Annotated in this window: 17 protein-coding genes; 11 read left to right on the forward strand and 6 right to left on the reverse strand. The window is 71.8% G+C overall.

Going from position 1 to position 17,960, the window contains the following annotated elements:
- Nucleotides 1-17 precede the first annotated feature (17 nt).
- Nucleotides 18-1,313, forward strand: coding sequence for a hypothetical protein (locus tag OHS82_RS25525; protein ID WP_370444137.1), 1,296 nt, complete (start codon nt 18-20; stop codon nt 1,311-1,313).
- Between the two features lie 68 nt (nt 1,314-1,381).
- Nucleotides 1,382-2,632, forward strand: coding sequence for a hypothetical protein (locus tag OHS82_RS25530; RefSeq protein WP_328436105.1), 1,251 nt, complete (start codon nt 1,382-1,384; stop codon nt 2,630-2,632).
- An 85-nt stretch (nt 2,633-2,717) separates the two neighbouring features.
- On the opposite strand, the gene OHS82_RS25535 is transcribed toward OHS82_RS25530, so the two are convergent.
- Complete coding sequence (locus tag OHS82_RS25535) at nt 2,718-4,214, reverse strand: oligopeptide:H+ symporter (protein ID WP_057578543.1); 1,497 nt, start codon at nt 4,212-4,214, stop codon at nt 2,718-2,720.
- Between the two features lie 519 nt (nt 4,215-4,733).
- Here OHS82_RS25535 and OHS82_RS25540 point away from each other — a divergent pair.
- Together OHS82_RS25540 and OHS82_RS25545 are read left to right on the forward strand one after the other, a co-directional pair.
- The gene (locus OHS82_RS25540; protein ID WP_020128522.1) at nt 4,734-5,411 is read left to right on the forward strand and encodes a response regulator transcription factor; all 678 of its coding nucleotides are present in this window, start codon (nt 4,734-4,736) and stop codon (nt 5,409-5,411) included.
- A gap of 161 nt (nt 5,412-5,572) precedes the next feature.
- Complete coding sequence (locus OHS82_RS25545) at nt 5,573-6,847, forward strand: ATP-binding protein (RefSeq protein ID WP_266721363.1); 1,275 nt, start codon at nt 5,573-5,575, stop codon at nt 6,845-6,847.
- A gap of 218 nt (nt 6,848-7,065) precedes the next feature.
- Here the strand turns inward: OHS82_RS25545 and OHS82_RS25550 are convergent, their stop codons facing one another.
- Complete coding sequence (locus tag OHS82_RS25550; protein WP_057578541.1) at nt 7,066-7,581, reverse strand: GtrA family protein; 516 nt, start codon at nt 7,579-7,581, stop codon at nt 7,066-7,068.
- A gap of 198 nt (nt 7,582-7,779) precedes the next feature.
- On the opposite strand from OHS82_RS25550, the gene OHS82_RS25555 reads away from it, so the two are divergent.
- The 4 genes from OHS82_RS25555 (at nt 7,780) to OHS82_RS25570 (ending at nt 11,997) form a co-directional block, all read left to right on the forward strand.
- Nucleotides 7,780-8,919 (forward strand): 5-(carboxyamino)imidazole ribonucleotide synthase, encoded by a 1,140-nt coding sequence (locus OHS82_RS25555; RefSeq protein WP_079041246.1) that lies wholly within the window; start codon nt 7,780-7,782, stop codon nt 8,917-8,919.
- Nucleotides 8,916-9,437, forward strand: a complete 522-nt coding sequence (purE, locus tag OHS82_RS25560; RefSeq protein ID WP_079041245.1) for a 5-(carboxyamino)imidazole ribonucleotide mutase — start codon at nt 8,916-8,918, stop codon at nt 9,435-9,437. Before OHS82_RS25555 ends, purE begins: the two co-directional genes overlap by 4 nt.
- 8 nt (nt 9,438-9,445) lie before the next feature.
- Nucleotides 9,446-10,633 carry a dipeptidase gene (locus OHS82_RS25565; protein ID WP_057579341.1) on the forward strand — a complete coding sequence of 396 codons (1,188 nt, stop codon included), beginning with the start codon at nt 9,446-9,448 and terminating at the stop codon, nt 10,631-10,633.
- Nucleotides 10,634-10,758: 125 nt separating this feature from the next.
- Complete coding sequence (locus tag OHS82_RS25570) at nt 10,759-11,997, forward strand: membrane dipeptidase (protein WP_057578534.1); 1,239 nt, start codon at nt 10,759-10,761, stop codon at nt 11,995-11,997.
- A 228-nt stretch (nt 11,998-12,225) separates the two neighbouring features.
- Here the strand turns inward: OHS82_RS25570 and OHS82_RS25575 are convergent, their stop codons facing one another.
- Nucleotides 12,226-12,633 (reverse strand): VOC family protein, encoded by a 408-nt coding sequence (locus OHS82_RS25575; protein ID WP_057578531.1) that lies wholly within the window; start codon nt 12,631-12,633, stop codon nt 12,226-12,228.
- A gap of 16 nt (nt 12,634-12,649) precedes the next feature.
- Nucleotides 12,650-13,009 carry a VOC family protein gene (locus OHS82_RS25580; protein ID WP_057578529.1) on the reverse strand — a complete coding sequence of 120 codons (360 nt, stop codon included), beginning with the start codon at nt 13,007-13,009 and terminating at the stop codon, nt 12,650-12,652.
- A 105-nt stretch (nt 13,010-13,114) separates the two neighbouring features.
- Here OHS82_RS25580 and OHS82_RS25585 point away from each other — a divergent pair, with 105 nt between their 5' ends.
- Complete coding sequence (locus OHS82_RS25585; RefSeq protein WP_057578527.1) at nt 13,115-13,618, forward strand: CGNR zinc finger domain-containing protein; 504 nt, start codon at nt 13,115-13,117, stop codon at nt 13,616-13,618.
- 126 nt (nt 13,619-13,744) lie between these two features.
- Here OHS82_RS25585 and OHS82_RS25590 read toward each other — a convergent pair whose 3' ends face one another.
- Nucleotides 13,745-15,088, reverse strand: coding sequence for a UDP-glucose dehydrogenase family protein (locus tag OHS82_RS25590; protein ID WP_057578526.1), 1,344 nt, complete (start codon nt 15,086-15,088; stop codon nt 13,745-13,747).
- A 199-nt stretch (nt 15,089-15,287) separates the two neighbouring features.
- Between OHS82_RS25590 and OHS82_RS25595 the strand changes: the two genes are divergently transcribed.
- Complete coding sequence (locus OHS82_RS25595) at nt 15,288-16,445, forward strand: acyl-CoA dehydrogenase (protein ID WP_057578524.1); 1,158 nt, start codon at nt 15,288-15,290, stop codon at nt 16,443-16,445.
- Nucleotides 16,446-16,645: 200 nt separating this feature from the next.
- Nucleotides 16,646-17,080, forward strand: a complete 435-nt coding sequence (locus OHS82_RS25600) for a hypothetical protein (protein WP_328434613.1) — start codon at nt 16,646-16,648, stop codon at nt 17,078-17,080.
- A 205-nt stretch (nt 17,081-17,285) separates the two neighbouring features.
- Here OHS82_RS25600 and OHS82_RS25605 read toward each other — a convergent pair whose 3' ends face one another.
- On the reverse strand, nt 17,286-17,846 hold the full coding sequence (locus OHS82_RS25605) for an acyl-CoA thioesterase (protein WP_057578520.1): 561 nt from the start codon (nt 17,844-17,846) through the stop codon (nt 17,286-17,288).
- Nucleotides 17,847-17,960 lie beyond the last annotated feature (114 nt).

Consider the following 17,960-nt stretch of genomic DNA (forward strand, 5'->3'; position numbering starts at 1 on the left):
GCAAGCCGCGCAGCACGGTGACGGCGACGCCGCCGGCCGTGCGCCCGTCCCTGCTGCTGTTCCTGTTCCTGGCCCTGCTCGTGCCGTTCCTGTCGCTGCCGGCGGCCGGTCCGGCGGCCGCCGCCGGCAAGCCGGCCGTGACGCTCTCCACCGCCCAGGCGGGCGCGGGCGGTTCGGTCACCGTCAACGGCAGCGGCTGGCGGCCGCGCACACTGGTGATGCTGCTGATCTGCGGGCAGGCGACGCCGGCCCGGGGGGTCGTCGGCGGGACCAACTCGTGCGCCAACGCCGACGGCCGCGCCGTCACCACCGACGCCGACGGCCGCTTCAGCCGGCCGCTGCCGGTGGCCGAACCGCCGGCGCCCTGTCCGTGCGTGGTGCACGCGGCCACCGCGACCGGTGCGAAGGCACAGGCCGACGCGGTGTTCCAGGTGGCCGGGCACCCCGTCCGGCCGCTGCCCGCGGCGACGACCGGCGGACGGCTGTCGGTGCTCACCGACACGCGGCTCGAGGGTTCCGGCGGTCTGCTCACCTGGTTCGGCGCGCCGCCCTCCCGCACGCTCGTCTTCACCGTCGGCAACGTGGGCACCGGTCCCGTCGAGAACCCCGTCTTCCGCGTCGGCACCGCGCACGGGGTGTTCGCCCCGCAGTGGGACGAGCGTCAGTGGCACGGCACGATCCGCCCCGGCGGGAAGGCCCGCGTCGAGCTGCCCGTGGAGCTCGCCGCCGGCGCCCACGGCGACTACACCGTCTCCCTCGAGTACGGCGGGAAGGTCCTCGCCGAGCAGCCGTGGGGCGTCGGCCGCCCTTGGGGCGTGACCCTCTTCTGGATCCTGCTCTGCCTGGTGGTGCCGGCGGCGCTCTTCCGCATCGGGATGGCCGTGGTGGACCGGGTGCGCCCCCGCCCGGCGGTCCGGCGGCCGGCCCGTGCCCGCCGTCCGGGACGCCGGCGGCCGGTCCCGGAGCCCGAGCCGGCCGCCCTGTCGCACGCGACGCTGCCGTGGTTCACCCCGGACGGCGCTCCGGGCGGTACGGCCCTGCCCCCCGCACCCCACGACGACCCGCCGACGCTCCCGACGGGCTTCACCGCTCAGGCGCCGTCCCCGACTCCCACGGGTTCTGCGCCTCCCAGCGCTCCGGCGGCCTTCCCGACTCCGGCGCGTCCTGCGCCTCCCACCGCTCCCGCGGCCTCCGCGACTCCCGTGAGTCCCGCGCCTCCCCCTCCTGCGGCGCCCCCCGTGAGTCCTCCGCCCCCCACGCATCCCACGAGTTCACCGAGCCCCACGACTCCCCACAGGAAGGGATCCACGTGAGTGAGAGAGCCATACCCTCCGAGCGGGCGCCCGCCCGGAAGCGAGCGGCCGTCGCGGGCGCCGCCGTCATGCTCACCGGGGCGGCCGTCCTGCTGGGCGTGACCGCCGCACCGGCACAGGCCGCGGAGGTCGCCTACGCCACCAAGTGCGTACCGCCCTCCGGCATCGGCCTGCCCGACGTCAACGGCACCACCAAGGTCGAGATCACCGCGCCGGCCACGGCCAAGGTGGGCGATACCGTCGACGTCGTCTGGAAGTTCACCCAGGCCGCGTCGAGGAACCCCGACATCATCGACCTGCCCGCGAACTCGGTGCAGCCGTCCGGCACTCTCAAGGCGGCCGGCGCGCAGAGCGCGGACATCGCGATGCAGGGGACCCGGCAGAACCCGGCGATCCCCAAGGGCGGCGCGATGACGCTGTCCGACATGAAGGGCACGCTGAAGCTGACGGCGGCCGGTCAGGTGACGCTGACGCCGGACGCCTACGTGGTCAACGCGCTGTCGACCGACACCCGGTGCGCGCCGACGGAGGCGGTCCAGCCGGCGGCGACCATCACCGTGACGGCGGGATCGGGGAGTTCGGGATCGAGTTCGTCCTCGCCGAGCACGTCCACCACTCCCTCGCAGAGCCGGTCACCGTCGTCGAGCGCGTCGTCCACGCCCAGCACCACCCCGTCGGCGTCCGCGAGCGGCGACAGCGGCGCGACCGACTTCACGGGCAAGGTCGTCGACATCCCCTACACCTGCCAGTCGCCGATCGGCGTCAAGAGGGCGACCTCGCCCATCCAGATCAACGCACGCAAGAACAGCGGGAGTTACGACCTCACCGTGCAGTTCAAGAAGTCGGTCATGGACAGCCCCATCGCCATCCCGGCCGGCAAGGTGAAGCCGATCCTGCAGGTCGTGCTGGGTGGCGCGGACAAGGGGTCGGTGAGGGTGGAAGGCCCGCTGAACGCCGCGCCGATCCCGCAGAACAGCCCCATCAAGATCCCGGACCTCAAGGGCGTCTACAAGCCCGGCGCGACCGGTGAGTCCACGCTCTCCCCGGGCGTCCTCACCGTCGAGGCCATGGGCACGACCACCACCTGCACCCCGGACAGCACGGCCGTCTCCCTCACGCTGGACACCGCGGAACAGGCGAGCGGCGCGTCCGGCGGCGGCTCGTCGTCCTCGGGCGGGTCGACGTCGGCGAGCGGCGGTCTCGCGGAGACGGGCTCCGGCGACCACGGCGCCCTGAAGGCGCTGGGCCTGGTGGCGGGCACGGCGATCCTGCTGGGCGGCGCGGTGTTCACCTTCATGCCCGGGAGGAGGGCGAACTGAGCCGAGGCGGAACGACGACGGAGGGCCGCCGTACCCGTGGGGTACGGCGGCCCTCCGTCGGCACGGAAGCGGATGTCAGCGCACGTCAGTGCACGTCCCCCATGAGCTCCTCGACCTTCCTGCGGTACATCCACACCGCCGCGCCGGCGAGGACGGCGAGCACGGCCTCCAGGGCCACGATGCCCGTCTTGTTGAGGTCGACGCCGGCGATGGACAGCAGACCGGTCGTGGCGTCGCCCGCGGTGACGGCCAGGAACCAGACGCCCATCATCTGCGAGGCGTACTTGGCGGGCGCCATCTTCGTGGTGACGGACAGACCGACGGGGGAGAGGGTCAGCTCGCCGACGGTCTGCACGAAGTAGATCGCCGCCAGCCACAGCGCGGCCGCCTTGTGACCGCCGTCGGCGATCGCCAGCGGGGCCAGGAACAGGAAGAACGACGCGCCGACCAGGACGAGGCCCATGGCGAACTTCGTCGCGGTGCTCGGCTCCTTGCCGCGCCGGGCCAGCGCCAGCCAGGCCCAGGCGAAGAGCGGGGCCAGTGCCATGATCAGGACCGGGTTGACCGACTGGTACCAGGAGACCGGGAAGTCCCAGCCGAAGACGCTGTTCTTCGCCGAGGACTCCGCGAACAGGGACAGCGTCGAGCCGCCCTGGTCGTAGATCATCCAGAACACGGCCGCGGCGACGAAGAACCAGACGTACGCCGTCAGCTTGGACTGCTCGGCGCGGTCCAGCTCCTTGTCGCGCTTCATCCGGGCGATGACGAGCACCGGGATGACCAGGCCGGCCACCGTGATCGGCACCAGCAGCCAGTTCAGCGTGTAGACGCCGGAGACGCCCACGACGGCGTAGAAGACGATCGCGACGGCCGCCCAGAACGCGGCCTTGCGCAGCGTGGCCGCCTTCTCCTGCGCCGACAGCGGCGTGGGGACGAGGTTCGAGCGGGCGCTGAGGTGGCGGCCGCCGAGCAGGAACTGGGTGAGGCCGAGGCCCATGCCGAGTGCGGCGAGCGCGAAGCCCAGGTGCCAGTTGACGTTCTCGCCGATGGTGCCGATGATCAGCGGCGCGGCGAACGCGCCCAGGTTGATGCCGATGTAGAACAGCGTGAAGCCGCCGTCGCGGCGCGGGTCGTCGGGCCCGTCGTAGAGGTGGCCGACCATCGTGGAGATGTTGGCCTTGAGCAGGCCGGAGCCGATGGCGACGAGACCGAGACCCGCGTAGAAGGTGCCGGCGTTCGGCAGCGCGAGGGTCAGATGTCCGAGCATGATGATCGCGCCGGCGACGGCGACGGTCTTGCGGGGGCCGAGCACGCGGTCCGCGAACCAGCCGCCGGGCAGGGCGAGCAGGTACACGAGCGACAGGTAGACCGAGTAGATCGCGGTCGCCGTCGCGGCGCTGAGGTGCAGGCCGCCGGGGGCGACCAGGTACAGCGGGAGCAGGGCCCGCATGCCGTAGTAGGAGAAACGCTCCCACATCTCGGTCATGAAGAGAGTGGCCAGTCCGCGGGGGTGGCCGAAGAAGGTCTTCCCGGAGCCGGGGGTGCCCGGGCGGACCGAGTCCTTCGTCAGGCTGGACGCCATGTCGTTCCTTGCTGGTCGGGACGCGCCGCGAGAGCTCGCGCGCCCGGTGGGGGGCTGGCCGGCACCGGCGGACCGCGTCGCCCACCCCTACGCCCCGGGGGGGTCCGCTCCGGGTCGCGAAGCGGTGGACGGCGATCACCGGGATCCACGCCCCCTCCTCGGGGGCCCGGCCACAGGTCGTTCCTCGTCGGGGCCGGCGGACCGGCCCGCACACAGAAGAGACCCTCAGCGTCGAGCCGACCGCCAAAGGTCCATGTGTACTACAGGCGTTCTCTCACCATACGACAGCACAACGCCGCATATGGAAGGACTTGAGACACGGATCACAGGTGATCAAGGAACCGGGGGCGACACTTCGAAGGTCTGCACCAGGATGCCATCCCCCGACCGCAGGTCCGTACCAACATCGACGGTCCCGTGGCCCCCGTCGGGCGGCCGGACTGTCCGGCATGTCCGGGGTAAGAAACCGCGTGGGCGATCACACTTCGACGGTCGCCCGCCGCGGACTACCATCAGCTCATGACCCGAGTACTGCTCGCCGAGGACGACGCGTCCATCTCGGAGCCGCTGGCCCGCGCACTGCGCAGGGAAGGCTACGAGGTCGAGGTGCGCGAGGACGGCCCCACCGCGCTGGACGCCGGAATGCAGGGCGGCGTCGACCTGGTCGTGCTGGACCTCGGTCTGCCCGGCATGGACGGCCTGGAGGTGGCCCGGCGGCTGCGCTCCGAGGGCCACGCCATTCCGATCCTGATCCTGACCGCGCGCGCCGACGAGGTGGACACCGTCGTCGGACTGGACGCGGGCGCGGACGACTACGTCACCAAGCCCTTCCGGCTGGCCGAGCTGCTCGCCCGGGTCCGGGCCCTGCTGCGGCGCGGTGCGTCCGAACCGCAGCAGCCGCCCGCCACGCACGGCGTGCGCATCGACGTCGAGTCGCACCGCGCGTGGATGGGCGAGGAGGAACTCCAGCTCACCGCCAAGGAGTTCGACCTGCTGCGGGTCCTGGTGCGCGACGCGGGCCGGGTCGTCACCCGCGACCAGCTGATGCGCGAGGTGTGGGACACCACCTGGTGGTCGTCGACCAAGACCCTCGACATGCACATCTCCTGGCTGCGCAAGAAGCTCGGCGACGACGCGGCCAACCCCCGCTACATCGCCACCGTACGAGGTGTGGGCTTCCGCTTCGAGAAGAGCTGACTGCTCCGCCGGGGTGGGCCCGGACGACGCGCGTCTCCATCGGCTCGGCTTGTGCGGGATGCGCGTCCTCGGGCCGGTGGGGGGCCGGTCGCGCAGTTCCCCGCGCCCCTTGAGGGCGCTGTGCAAACCGCTCTCGTCACGTCACCGCCCCGGAGGGCACCGTGCGTCGCCGTCTCATTCAGTCCACCCTCGCCGTGGTGCTCGTGGTCATCGCGGTGTTCGGGGTGTCCCTCGTCATCGTCGAGACCCGCACGATCAGCAACAGCGCCCAGGAGCGGGTCGACTCCGAGGCGCTGCGGCTGGCCAGCATCGTGGACAGCCGGCTGGTCGGCTCGGAGAACGTCACCCCGGCGATACTGCGCGACCAGGTCACGCAGGACCGTTACGCCGAGATCCGCATCCCCGGCCGGCCGGTCATCGAGGTCGGGACCAAGCCCACCGGCGATGTCATCAGGGCGCAGGCCAGGGGCGAGGAGGGGGAGACCGTCCTGGTCCAGGAGCCGCGCTCCACGGTGACCCGGGAGGTCGGCCGCACCCTGCTGATCATCGCCCTCGTGGCGCTGCTCGCGGTGGTCGCCGCGGTCCTGCTGGCCATCCGCCAGGCCAACCGCCTCGCCTCCCCCCTGACCGACCTCGCCGAGACCGCCGAACGCCTCGGCTCGGGCGACCCGCGCCCCCGCCACAAGCGGTACGCCGTCCCCGAGTTGGACCGGGTCGCCGACGTCCTCGACTCCTCGGCGGAACGCATCGCCCGTATGCTCACCGCCGAACGACGGCTCGCGGCGGACGCCTCCCATCAGCTGCGCACCCCGCTGACGGCCCTGTCGATGCGCCTGGAGGAGATCACCCTCACCGACGACCCCGACACGGTGAAGGAGGAGGCCACGATCGCGCTGACCCAGGTGGAGCGCCTGACGGACGTCGTGGAACGCCTTCTGACCAACGCCCGGGACCCGCGTACCGGCTCCGCCGTCACCTTCGACCTCGACGAGGTCATCCAGCAGCAGCTCGCCGAGTGGCGGCCCGCCTACCGCGGTGACGGCCGGGCCATCGTCAGCTCCGGCAAACGCCACCTGCGCGCGGTGGGCACGCCCGGCGCGGTCGCCCAGGTCCTGGCCGCCCTGATCGAGAACTCCCTCATGCACGGCGGCGGCACGGTGGCGCTGCGCACCCGGGTCATCGGCAACCAGGCCGTCGTGGAGGTGACCGACGAGGGGCCGGGCGTCCCCGCCGACCTGGGGGCCCGCATCTTCGAGCGGGCGATCAGCGGCCGCAACTCCACCGGCATCGGCCTGGCCGTGGCCCGCGACCTGGCCGAGGCGGACGGCGGCCGTCTGGAGATGCTCCAGGCGCAGCCCCCCGTCTTCGGCCTGTTCCTGTCCCGCACGGCCCCGCAGACGCGCACGGCGAACGACGAGGAGCCGACCGTCAGATGAGCGACGGGCGGTCGACGGTCACATGAGCGACGAGGATCCGGACGTCAGCTGAACGACGTGGAGCCGGACATGACATGAGCGACGTGGAGCCGAGCGTCGGATGAGCGACGGGGAGCCGAGCGTCGGACGAGGGCGGCGGACCCGCGCCCCGGCTCGGCAGCCCGAGCGGGCCCGGCGACCCGCGCAGGCTCCGCGGCCCCTGCGGCCCAGGGGCGGACTCAGCCGACCCGCTGCGACGCCTTCGGCGCGGGCCTCCTGGCCTGCTCGGCCACCGCGCGGAACGGCTCCGCGCCGGACACGGGCTCCGTCACGGGCAGCGCCCGGAAGACCCACGTGCGGTAGGACCAGAACCGGAACAGCGTCGCGACCCCGATGCCGACGAACTTGAACACGTTGTTCTGCAGCGGGCTGTCCCAGCCGAAGCCGTACGTCGCGGTGAACAGCAGCCCGTTCTCGATGACCAGGCCGACCGCGCTGAACGCCATGAACAGCGTCAGTTCCCTCGTGCGCCCGCCCTTGTCGCGGTCACGATAGGTGAAGTAGCGGAACCCCACGTAGTTGAAGACGATCGACACGACGGTCGCCAGCACGCTCGCCCGCACCACCTGCAGATCGGTGAGATGGCGGACGAGGTTGAACACGCCGAGGTTGACCAGCAGTCCCGCGCCGCCCACGGCTCCGAACTTGGCCAGCTCGTGGACGAGCCTCTTCAGCCCCGAGGAACCATGCGCCATGGTCGTACAGGCCCCCGTCCGGGTTCGGTTTCGTCAACCCAGCCATGCTAACCACCACTCTTGCCGGTTTCCTGTGGTCCCGCTCACCGGACCGCCCCCGGCGGGGCAGATGCGGTGATACGGCGGGTATGAGCAGGGAAAGGCGCCGGTAAGAGGCGCGGGATCCGGCCGCGCCGTCGTGGCCGATACCCTGGGGGCGTGACGTTCCCGGTAGTCGGCATGGTCGGCGGGGGCCAGCTCGCTCGTATGACACACGAGGCGGGCATCCCGCTCGGCATCAGGTTCAAGCTCCTCAGTGACACCCCACAGGATTCCGCGGCGCAGGTCGTGAGCGATGTCGTCATCGGCGACTATCGCGATCTCGACACGCTCCGTGAGTTCGCACGCGGGTGCGACGTGATCACTTTCGATCACGAACACGTTCCCACCGAGCATCTCCGGGCGCTGGAGGCGGACGGCATCCCCGTCCGCCCGGGCCCCGACGCGCTGGTGCACGCCCAGGACAAGGGGGTGATGCGCGCCAGACTCGACGCGATCGGCGTCCCGTGCCCACGGCACCGGATCGTGACCGACCCGGCCGACGTGGCCGCCTTCGCGGCCGAGGGCGACGGCTTCCCGGTGGTCCTGAAGACCGTCCGCGGCGGTTACGACGGCAAGGGCGTGTGGGTCGTCGACTCCGTCGACGAGGCCGCGGACCCCTTCCGGGCCGGCGTCCCCGTCCTGGCCGAGGAGAAGGTCGACTACGTGCGCGAGCTCGCCGCCAACGTCGTGCGCTCCCCGCACGGCCAGGCGGTCGCGTACCCGGTCGTCGAGTCCCAGCAGGTCGGCGGCGTCTGCGACACCGTGATCGCCCCGGCCCCCGGCCTGGACGAGGCCCTCGCGCTGCGGGCCGAGGAGATGGCCCTCAGCATCGCCAAGGAACTGGGCGTCGTGGGCCACCTCGCGGTCGAGCTGTTCCAGACCCGCGACGGCCGCATCCTCGTCAACGAACTGGCGATGCGCCCGCACAACTCGGGCCACTGGTCGATGGACGGCGCGATCACCTCGCAGTTCGCCAACCACGTCCGCGCGGTCCTGGACCTCCCGCTCGGCGACCCGCGCCCGCGCGCCCCCTGGACGGTCATGGTCAACGTCCTCGGCGGCGACTACCCGGACATGTACTCCGCGTACCTGCACTGCATGGCCCGCGACCCCCAGCTGAAGATCCACATGTACGGCAAGGACGTGAAGCCCGGCCGCAAGGTCGGCCACGTCAACACCTACGGCGACGACCTGGACGACGTCCTCGAGCGGGCACGTCACGCAGCCGGTTACCTGAGAGGCACGATCACCGAATGAGCCCTGTCGTAGGCATCGTCATGGGGTCGGACAGCGACTGGCCCGTCATGGAGGCCGCAGCCCAGGCCCTCGACGAGTTCGAGATCGCGTACGAGGTCGACGTCGTCTCGGCGCACCGCATGCCGCGCGAGATGATCGCGTACGGCGAGCAGGCGGACGGGCGCGGACTCAAGGTGATCATCGCGGGCGCCGGCGGCGCGGCCCACCTGCCCGGCATGCTCGCCTCCGTCACCCCGCTGCCGGTGATCGGCGTGCCCGTGCCCCTGAAGTACCTGGACGGCATGGACAGCCTGCTGTCCATCGTGCAGATGCCGGCCGGCGTGCCCGTCGCGACCGTCTCCGTCGGCGGCGCGCGCAACGCCGGCCTGCTGGCCGCCCGCATCCTCGCCGCGCACGACGAGGAGCTGCTCGCCCGGATGCGCGAGTTCCAGCAGGAGCTGGGCGAACAGGCCACCGAGAAGGGCAAGCGCCTGCGCGCCAAGGTCGAGGGTTCGAACGGCTTCGGCTTCGGGAAGTGACGGGCGACGTGAGCGAGCCGACCTCACTGGCCGCCGCCCGCGAGCTCCTGCGCGAGTTCCCGGTCGCCGACGGCCACAACGACCTGCCCTGGGCGCTGCGCGAACAGGTCCGCTACGACCTCGACGCCCGTGACATCGCCGCCGACCAGCACGCCCACCTGCACACCGACATCCCCCGGCTGCGCTCGGGCGGGGTCGGCGCGCAGTACTGGTCGGTGTACGTGCGCTCGGACCTGCCCGACGCGGTCCCGGCGACGCTGGAGCAGATCGACTGCGTCCGGCGGCTCGTCGCCCGCCACCCGCGCGACCTGCGTGCGGCGCTGACGGCCGCCGACATGGAGGCGGCGCGCGCGGAGGGCCGGATCGCCTCGCTGATGGGCGCGGAGGGCGGTCACTCCATCGCCAACTCGCTGGGCACGCTGCGCGGGCTGTACGCGCTCGGCGTGCGCTACCTGACGCTCACCCACAACGACAACGTGGACTGGGCGGACTCCGCGACCGACGAGCCGGCCGTCGGCGGGCTGACCGCCTTCGGCCGCGAGGTCGTGCGCGAGATGAACCGCGAGGGCATGCTGGTCGACCTCTCGCACGTGGCGGCGACCACCATGCGGGACGCGCTCGACGCGACGAGCGCGCCGGTGATCTTCTCCCACTCCTCCGCGCGCGCGGTCTGCGACCACCCGCGCAACGTCCCGGACGACGTCCTGGAGCGGCTGCCCGCCAACGGCGGCATGGCGATGGTGACGTTCGTGCCGAAGTTCGTCCTGCAGGAGGCGGTCGACTGGACGGCCGCGGCCGACGACAACATGCGCGACCACGGTTTCCACCACCTCGACACCACCCCCGAGGCGATGAAGGTGCACCGGGCCTTCGAGGAGACCCACCCCCGGCCGATCGCCACCGTCGCCACGGTCGCCGACCACCTCGACCACATGCGCGAGGTGGCCGGCGTCGACCATCTCGGCATCGGCGGCGACTACGACGGCACGGCCTTCACCCCCGAAGGGCTGAACGACGTCTCCGGGTACCCCCGCCTGATCGCGGAGCTCCTCGACCGCGGCTGGTCGGCCGCCGACCTCGCCAAGCTGACCTGGCAGAACGCGGTGCGCGTGCTGGGTGCGGCGGAGGACGTGGCCCGGGACCTGCGGACCACGCGCGCGGCGTCCCACGCGACGATCGGGTCGCTGGACGGCTGACCCCGTCCGACGCGGGCGGGGGCGGCCGTCCTCGCCCGCGTACCCCCGAACGCCCTGCCCACCGGGAAGAACGCCGCCCCCCGTGCGACGGTGTCCGTACTGCTGATCGACGTACGGAGACCGTCATGGCCGACCTCCAGGACGAACTGCGGCCTCTTCCCGAGGCCGGCGAGCCGGCCGACGAGGCGCAGACGGCCCCTTCCCCGGCCGCCCCGTACACCCGTGGGGCGAGCGGGACCGGCGAGTTCGACGCCGCCGCCCCGAAGGCCGTGCCGGAGCCGGAGTCCGAGCGGGAACGGGGACCGGGACCGGGGCCGGAGACCGAGCGGGCACGGGAGCCGGAGGGCAGCCCTTTGGAGCGCGCCCGGGCCCTCCTCGCCGCCCACCCCGTCGCCGACGGCTACAGCGGACTGCCGTGGGCCCTGCGGCACCTGCCCTGGTACGACCTCCAGCTCGGCGAGAGCGCCGTCGACACGGACGTGCCCCGGCTGCGGGAGGGCCATGTCGGCGCGCTGCTGTGGTCGCTGCATCCGCCCGAGGGCCTCGCCGCCGAACGGGCCGTCGGCGCGACCCTGGAGGAGCTGGACCACGCCCGGGCGGTGATCGCCGCCCATCCCGAGGGGCTGCGGCTGGCGCTCAGCGCCGGGCAGGTCATCGACGCCCACCACTGCGGCCGGGTGGCCGTCGTGCTGGGCCCGGCCACGGCCGCCGCGCTGGACGGCTCCCTCGGCATCCTGCGGTCGCTGCACACCCTCGGGCTGCGCGTCCTGACCCTCGTCGGCGCCTCGTGGGCGGGTGAGGCGGGGCTGACCCGGTTCGGCGAGGAGGTCGTGCGCGAGATGAACCGGATCGGGGTGCTGGCCGACCTCTCCGGCGCCTCCGACGCCACGATCGGCCGTGTGCTGGTGCTCTCCAAGACGCCGGTGCTGTGCACCCGCTCCGCCGCCCGCGCGCTGCGCCCGCACCCCGGCAACCTGCCCGACGGGCTGCTCGCCGAGCTGGGCGCGGCCAAGGGGCTGTGCCTGGTGCCGCTGACCGCCGAGCAGACCGGTCCGAGCGTCCGGGACGTGGCCGACCACCTCGACCACGTCCGCGAGATCGCCGGCCCGGACTGCGTCGGCCTGTCCGGCACCTACGACTCCGGCGCCGCCCACCCGCAGGGCCTCGCCGACGCCTCCGGCTACCCGCACCTGATCGCCGAGCTGCTGGGCCGAGGCTGGCCGGAGACCGACATCGCCCTGCTGACCTGGGGCAACATGCAGCGCGTCCTGCGCACGGCCGACTTCGCGGCCCGGGCAGCCCGTGACCGCCGGGAGCCGCCGACGGCGGGCGTCGCCCAGCTGGACGGCCACCAGGACGCCTGACACGGCATCCATGCCGCGCGCGGCCTGCACGGCATCCATGCCGCGCGCGGCTTGTGCGGCCCCGCATGGCCCGCACGGCCCCGATGACCACGGCGGCGAGCGTGCGGGCTGTGGCTCGTCCGATGCCGAGGCGGGCCCCGGACGTCCCACGCGGCCTCGCGCGTCCGGTGACCGGCCTACGCCGCCGCCGGGGTCGGCGGGTTCACGCGGCCGCCCGGGTCGGCCGGTTCACGCGTGTGCGATGCGGCAGAGGCAGAACGGATGCCCGGCCGGGTCGGCGTACACCAGGAAGTCCTTCTTCTCCCGGTCCTCCAGATCCAGCGGACGGGCGCCCAGTGCCAGCACCCGCTCGTGGGCGGCGTCCATCTCCTCCCAGGTGGCGCCGCCGTCGAGGTCCAGGTGGAACTGCTGCGGGTTGCGGTCCGCGCGCGGCCACTCCGGCGGGGTGTACCCCGCCACCTGCTGGAAGGCGATCCTGGGTCCGTCGGGGACGCGCAGGACGATCCAGTCGTCCTCGCCCTCCTCGCCCTCCCCGGCATCCAGGGAGCCGCCCAGGACCGCCGCGTAGAACCCGGCGAGCGCGCGCGGATCGGGACAGTCGAGGACGACGGAACGGAAACGGGCTACGGGCGGCATGGAGGCCTCCTGGCGATCAGCACGAGCACAGGCAGAACGGGTGCCCGGCCGGATCGGCGTACACACGCCAGCCGCGCGAGCGGTCCTCGGCGTCCAGCGGCTTCGCGCCGAGGGCGAGCACGCCGCGCTCGGCCGCGTCCAGGTCGTCCACCGTCAGATCCAGGTGGAACTGCTGCGAGTGCTCGGGCGCGGGCCAGGCGGGCGGAGTGAACCCGGGGGCGGCCTGGAAGGCCAGCGACCGGCCGTCGGGCAGCTTGAGATCGACCCAGTCGCCGTCGCCCTCCGTGCTGCCGCCCAGCACCTCGGCGTAGAAACCGGCCAGCGCGCGCGGGTCGGGACAGTCCAGAACGACGACGCCCAGTTCGGCGAGAGCCATGACGCTCCTCCTCGAGTCGAAGTTGCCTGCCAGTCGGTTACCCATAGATGCCGGTAACCGGTAACGGTTACTGCATACTCCCGTATCGGCGGTAACGTCGCAAGCATGAGTGAGCGATCGGCCGCGCCCGGCGCCCTGGCTTTGGTCGAGTCCCTGGTGAACACGCTGGACATCGAGTCCGGCGCCGACACGCTGGACACCGCGGAGGGCCGGGCGAGGTTCGGGATCGCCGAAGGCGAGGCGGCGCACGCCCGCGAGCTCCGGGAGTCCCTGCGCGCCGCCCTGCTGGCCCACGCCGGCCATCCGCCGCACCGCGCGGTGACCCCGCTGAGCGACCTGCTCGCCGCGGCGCCCCTGCTGGTGACGGTCGACGCCCACGACGGCTCGGCCCGACTCGACCCCGCGGCGGTCGGGACCCCGCTGCTCGCCCGTACGGCGGCCGCCGTGGCGCAGGCGCTCGTCGAGGGCACCTGGACCCGGCTGAAGGCCTGCGAGGCCGTCACCTGCCACTGGGCGTACTACGACCGCAGCCCGGCCGGCCGGGGCCGCTGGTGCTCGATGCAGGTCTGCGGGGCCCGCGCCAAGATGCGCCGGTACCGGTCGAAGTAGTTCACCGGCCGTCGCACAGGCCGGTGGTGCAGAATGCAGAAAGACGCCGGTTCGGCCGACTGAGCCTCGGCCGAACCGGCGTCGCCCGCACGCGCCCGCGCGGCGCCCCCGCGGGAGCGAAGGGTGTCAGGCCGTCGGGCGGCCCATACCCCGGTAGGTCCAGCCGGCCTTGCGCCACAGCTCGGGGTCGAGCGCGTTGCGTCCGTCGAGGATCAGCCGGGTCGTCGCCACCTCGCCGAGCGCCGCCGGGTCCAGCTCGCGGAACTCCCGCCACTCCGTGAGATGCAGCACCGCGTCGGCGCCCCGCACGGCGTCGAGCGCCGAGGGGGCGTAACCGAGGGTGGGGAAGAGCCGGCGGGCGTTCTCCATCCCCTTCGGGTCGTACACCGTGACCTGACCGCCTTGCAGATGGATCTGCCCGGCCACGTTCAGCGCGGGGGAGTCCCGGACGTCGTCCGAGTCGGGCTTGAAGGTGGCGCCGAGCACGGCGATCCGCCGGCCCAGGAACGACCCGCCGCCGAGCGCCTGCCGCGCGAGCTCCACCATCCGCCCCCGCTGGCGCATGTTGATCGAGTCGATCTCGCGCAGGAAGGTCAGCGCCTGGTCGGCGCCGAGCTCACCGGCCCGGGCCATGAAGGCGCGGATGTCCTTGGGCAGACAGCCGCCGCCGAAGCCGATCCCCGCCCGCAGGAACTTCTTGCCGATCCGGTCGTCGTACCCGATCGCCTCGGCCAGCTTGGCGACGTCGCCGTCGGCGGCCTCGCACACCTCCGCCATGGCGTTGATGAAGGAGATCTTGGTGGCGAGGAAGGAGTTCGCGGACGTCTTGACCAGCTCGGCCGTGGGGAAGTCCGTGACGACGAACGGGGAACCCTCCCCGACGGGCGTCTCGTACACCTGCCGCAGCAGCGCCTCGGCCCGCTCGCTGCGCACGCCGACGACGATCCGGTCCGGGTGCAGGGTGTCCTGCACCGCGAAGCCCTCCCGCAGGAACTCCGGGTTCCAGGCGAGCTCGGCGTCCTCACCGGCCGGCGCGAGTTCGGCGATCATGCGGGCCAGCCGGTCCGCGGAGCCCACCGGCACGGTCGACTTGCCGACGACCAGCGCGGGCCGCGTCAGATGCGGGGCGAGGGAGGCGAGGGCGGACTCGACGTACGACATGTCGCACGCGTACTCGCCGTGCTTCTGGGGCGTGTTGACGCAGACGAAGTGGACGTCGCCGAACGCCCCCACCTCGGCCCAGTCCTGGGTGAACCGCAGCCGGCCGCTGGAACCCTCGAACCCGGCGACGTGCCGGCGCAGCAGCTCCTCCAGACCCGGCTCGTACATGGGCGTCTCACCGCGCTCGAGCATCTCGATCTTCTCGCGCACCACGTCGAGAGCGAGCACCTCGAATCCCAGCTCGGCCATGGCCGCGGCGTGCGTGGCGCCGAGATAGCCGGTGCCGATCACGGTGATGTTGAGGGCCATGAATGCTCCTGGTGGGGGATGCCGGTCGCTGCGCGCCCGAGCATAGTCGGGGCGTGCGGACGCCCTTCACCGGGCAGATCACGGGACGGGACCCCTGTCGCCAAGGTCACGTATCAACCGGCTCGGCGGCGCTTTAAAATTTGAGTTACTTAACGGTAATTAGCACGGTGACCGCAGCGTCTTTGGAGCGTGAGACACCTTGGCCGGATCGGCTGATTTCGACCTGTACCGCCCGTCCGAGGAGCACGACATGCTCCGCGACGCGATCCGTTCGCTCTCCGAGGCGAAGATCGCGCCGTTCGCCGCCGCGGTGGACGAGGAGGCACGCTTCCCGCAGGAGGCGCTGGACGCGCTGGTGGCCAGCGACCTGCACGCCGTGCACGTCCCCGAGGAGTACGGCGGCGCGGGCGCCGACGCCCTCGCGACGGTCATCGTGATCGAGGAGGTGGCCCGCGTCTGCGTGTCCTCCTCGCTGATCCCCGCGGTCAACAAGCTGGGCTCGCTCCCGGTGATCCTCTCCGGGTCCGAGGACCTGAAGAAGAGGTACCTGTCGCCGCTCGCCAAGGGCGACGCGATGTTCTCGTACGCGCTCTCCGAGCCGGACGCGGGCTCGGACGCCGCCGGGATGAAGACGAAGGCGGTCCGCGACGGCGACCACTGGATCCTCAACGGCGTGAAGCGCTGGATCACCAACGCCGGCGTGAGCGACTACTACACGGTCATGGCCGTGACGGACCCGACGAAGCGCTCCAAGGGCATCTCCGCGTTCGTCGTCGAGAAGTCCGACCCGGGGGTCTCCTTCGGCGCCCCGGAGAAGAAGCTCGGCATCAAGGGCTCCCCGACCCGCGAGGTCTACTTCGACAACGTCCGCATCCCGGCCGACCGCATGATCGGCGAGGAGGGCACGGGCTTCGCGACGGCGATGAAGACGCTCGACCACACCCGCATCACGATCGCCGCGCAGGCGCTCGGCGTCGCCCAGGGCGCCTTCGACTACGCCAAGGGCTACGTCCAGGAGCGCAAGCAGTTCGGCAAGGCCATCGCCGACTTCCAGGGCATCCAGTTCATGCTCGCCGACATGGCGATGAAGATCGAGGCCGCCCGTCAGCTGACGTACGCGGCGGCGGCCAAGTCCGAGCGCCTGGACTCCGACCTCACCTTCCAGGGCGCGGCCGCCAAGTGCTTCGCCTCGGACGTGGCGATGGAGGTCACCACGGACGCCGTCCAGCTCCTCGGCGGCTACGGCTACACCCGTGACTACCCGGTCGAGCGGATGATGCGCGACGCGAAGATCACGCAGATCTACGAGGGCACGAACCAGGTCCAGCGCATCGTCATGGCGAGGAACCTGCCGTAGCCGTCGGCCGACGGCCCGGCCGAGCGGTGAGGGACGCCCGGAAAAGGGCGTCCCTCACCGCTCCCGGGCTTAGGGGGCGACCGATGTGCAGATTATTTGGACATTTCGTGAATCGGTGAAGGCATTCTTTAATTCGCTGGCCCCTTCCTTTCCCGTGCTAATGTGATCGCTGCTGTTTGGAATTCACTCAGGGAGGGTGCATGCGCAAGAGGCGCATAGGGACAGTCGTTGCCGCCGCAATAGGAGCTTTCGCGCTCTTTTCCACTCAGGCGTCCGCCATCACGTGGGAGAAGGACTTCGCGACCGGGCTCGCCCCGTCCTCCAGCGGGTCGGCCGTCTGGTCCTACAGCCCCCAGGAAGACGGGAACGCGGCGTTCCAGAAGAACGGCGACTGGTTCTTCGTCTCCGACAACAGGGCGGACGGTTTCTCCACCGTCGCCGAATGGCGTCTCTACAACACGAGTGGCACGCTCGTGCGCGGTGGAAACGTCTGGATGAATCTGGGAGCCGGCGAGTCCCGCTGGAAGGACAAGGACTTCACCGAAGGCTACAAGCTGCAGTTCAGGGTATGCCGTGGGCACTCCAACGGCACCTTCCTCGAGCATTGCGGCGCTTGGGTTTCCATAGCGGCCTGACAGGGTTTTCCTTCGGGGGTTCGCCGAACTCTTCGAGTCGCCCGTGACGGACGCGGCGACGGCCTTGCACAAGGCCGAGCGGACGCAGTGACAGAGGGCCCGACGTCTCACGTCGGGCCCTTTGCGGCGAATCGGCAAGCACGCCTCCTGAGGAATTCGCATCCGACCCGAAGCCGACGGCGGGGCGATCGGATGAAGCGCCTGCTCAGTCGCCGAAGCCCTCCGCGATCCGGCGCTCGCGCAGTTCCATGATCGCGCGGCGGCGGGCCAGGCGGTGGGTGCGGCGGATCTGGGCCTCCTGGAAGCGGCGTTCGTCGCGTTCCGTCTCGGGGAGCACCGGCGGGACCGTGCGCGGCTTGCCGTCGGCGTCGACGGCGGCGAAGACCAGGTAGGCCGAGCCGACCTGGGTGGCCGGGGCGGACTCGTTCCAGCGTTCGGCCATGACCCGTACGCCGACCTCCATCGAGGTCCGGCCGGTCCAGTTGACCTGGGCCTTCACATGGACGAGGTCACCCACCCGGACCGGCTCCAGAAACGCCATCTCGTCCATGGACGCGGTGACGGCGGGGCCCCCGGAGTGCCGTCCGGCCACGGCGCCCGCCGCGTCGTCGACGAGTTTCATGATCACACCGCCGTGCACCGTGCCCAGGAGGTTGGTGTCGGCGTGGGTCATGATGTGGCTGAGAGTGGTGCGGGACGCCGACGTGGGCTTGCCCGGGATGTCCGGGGTGCTGCCCGAGTCCGCTGCGGTGACCTGGTCTGTCATGTCCTCCACCTTATGGTGCGGGGGACAACCCGGGACTTTGTGTCAGCTTGGCAACAGCGGGGCCCTGATTCTCCGACGACCCTTGTACGGCACACAGCACTGCCCTGCACACTG

Source organism: Streptomyces sp. NBC_00425, assembly GCF_036030735.1.
Taxonomy (GTDB): domain Bacteria; phylum Actinomycetota; class Actinomycetes; order Streptomycetales; family Streptomycetaceae; genus Streptomyces.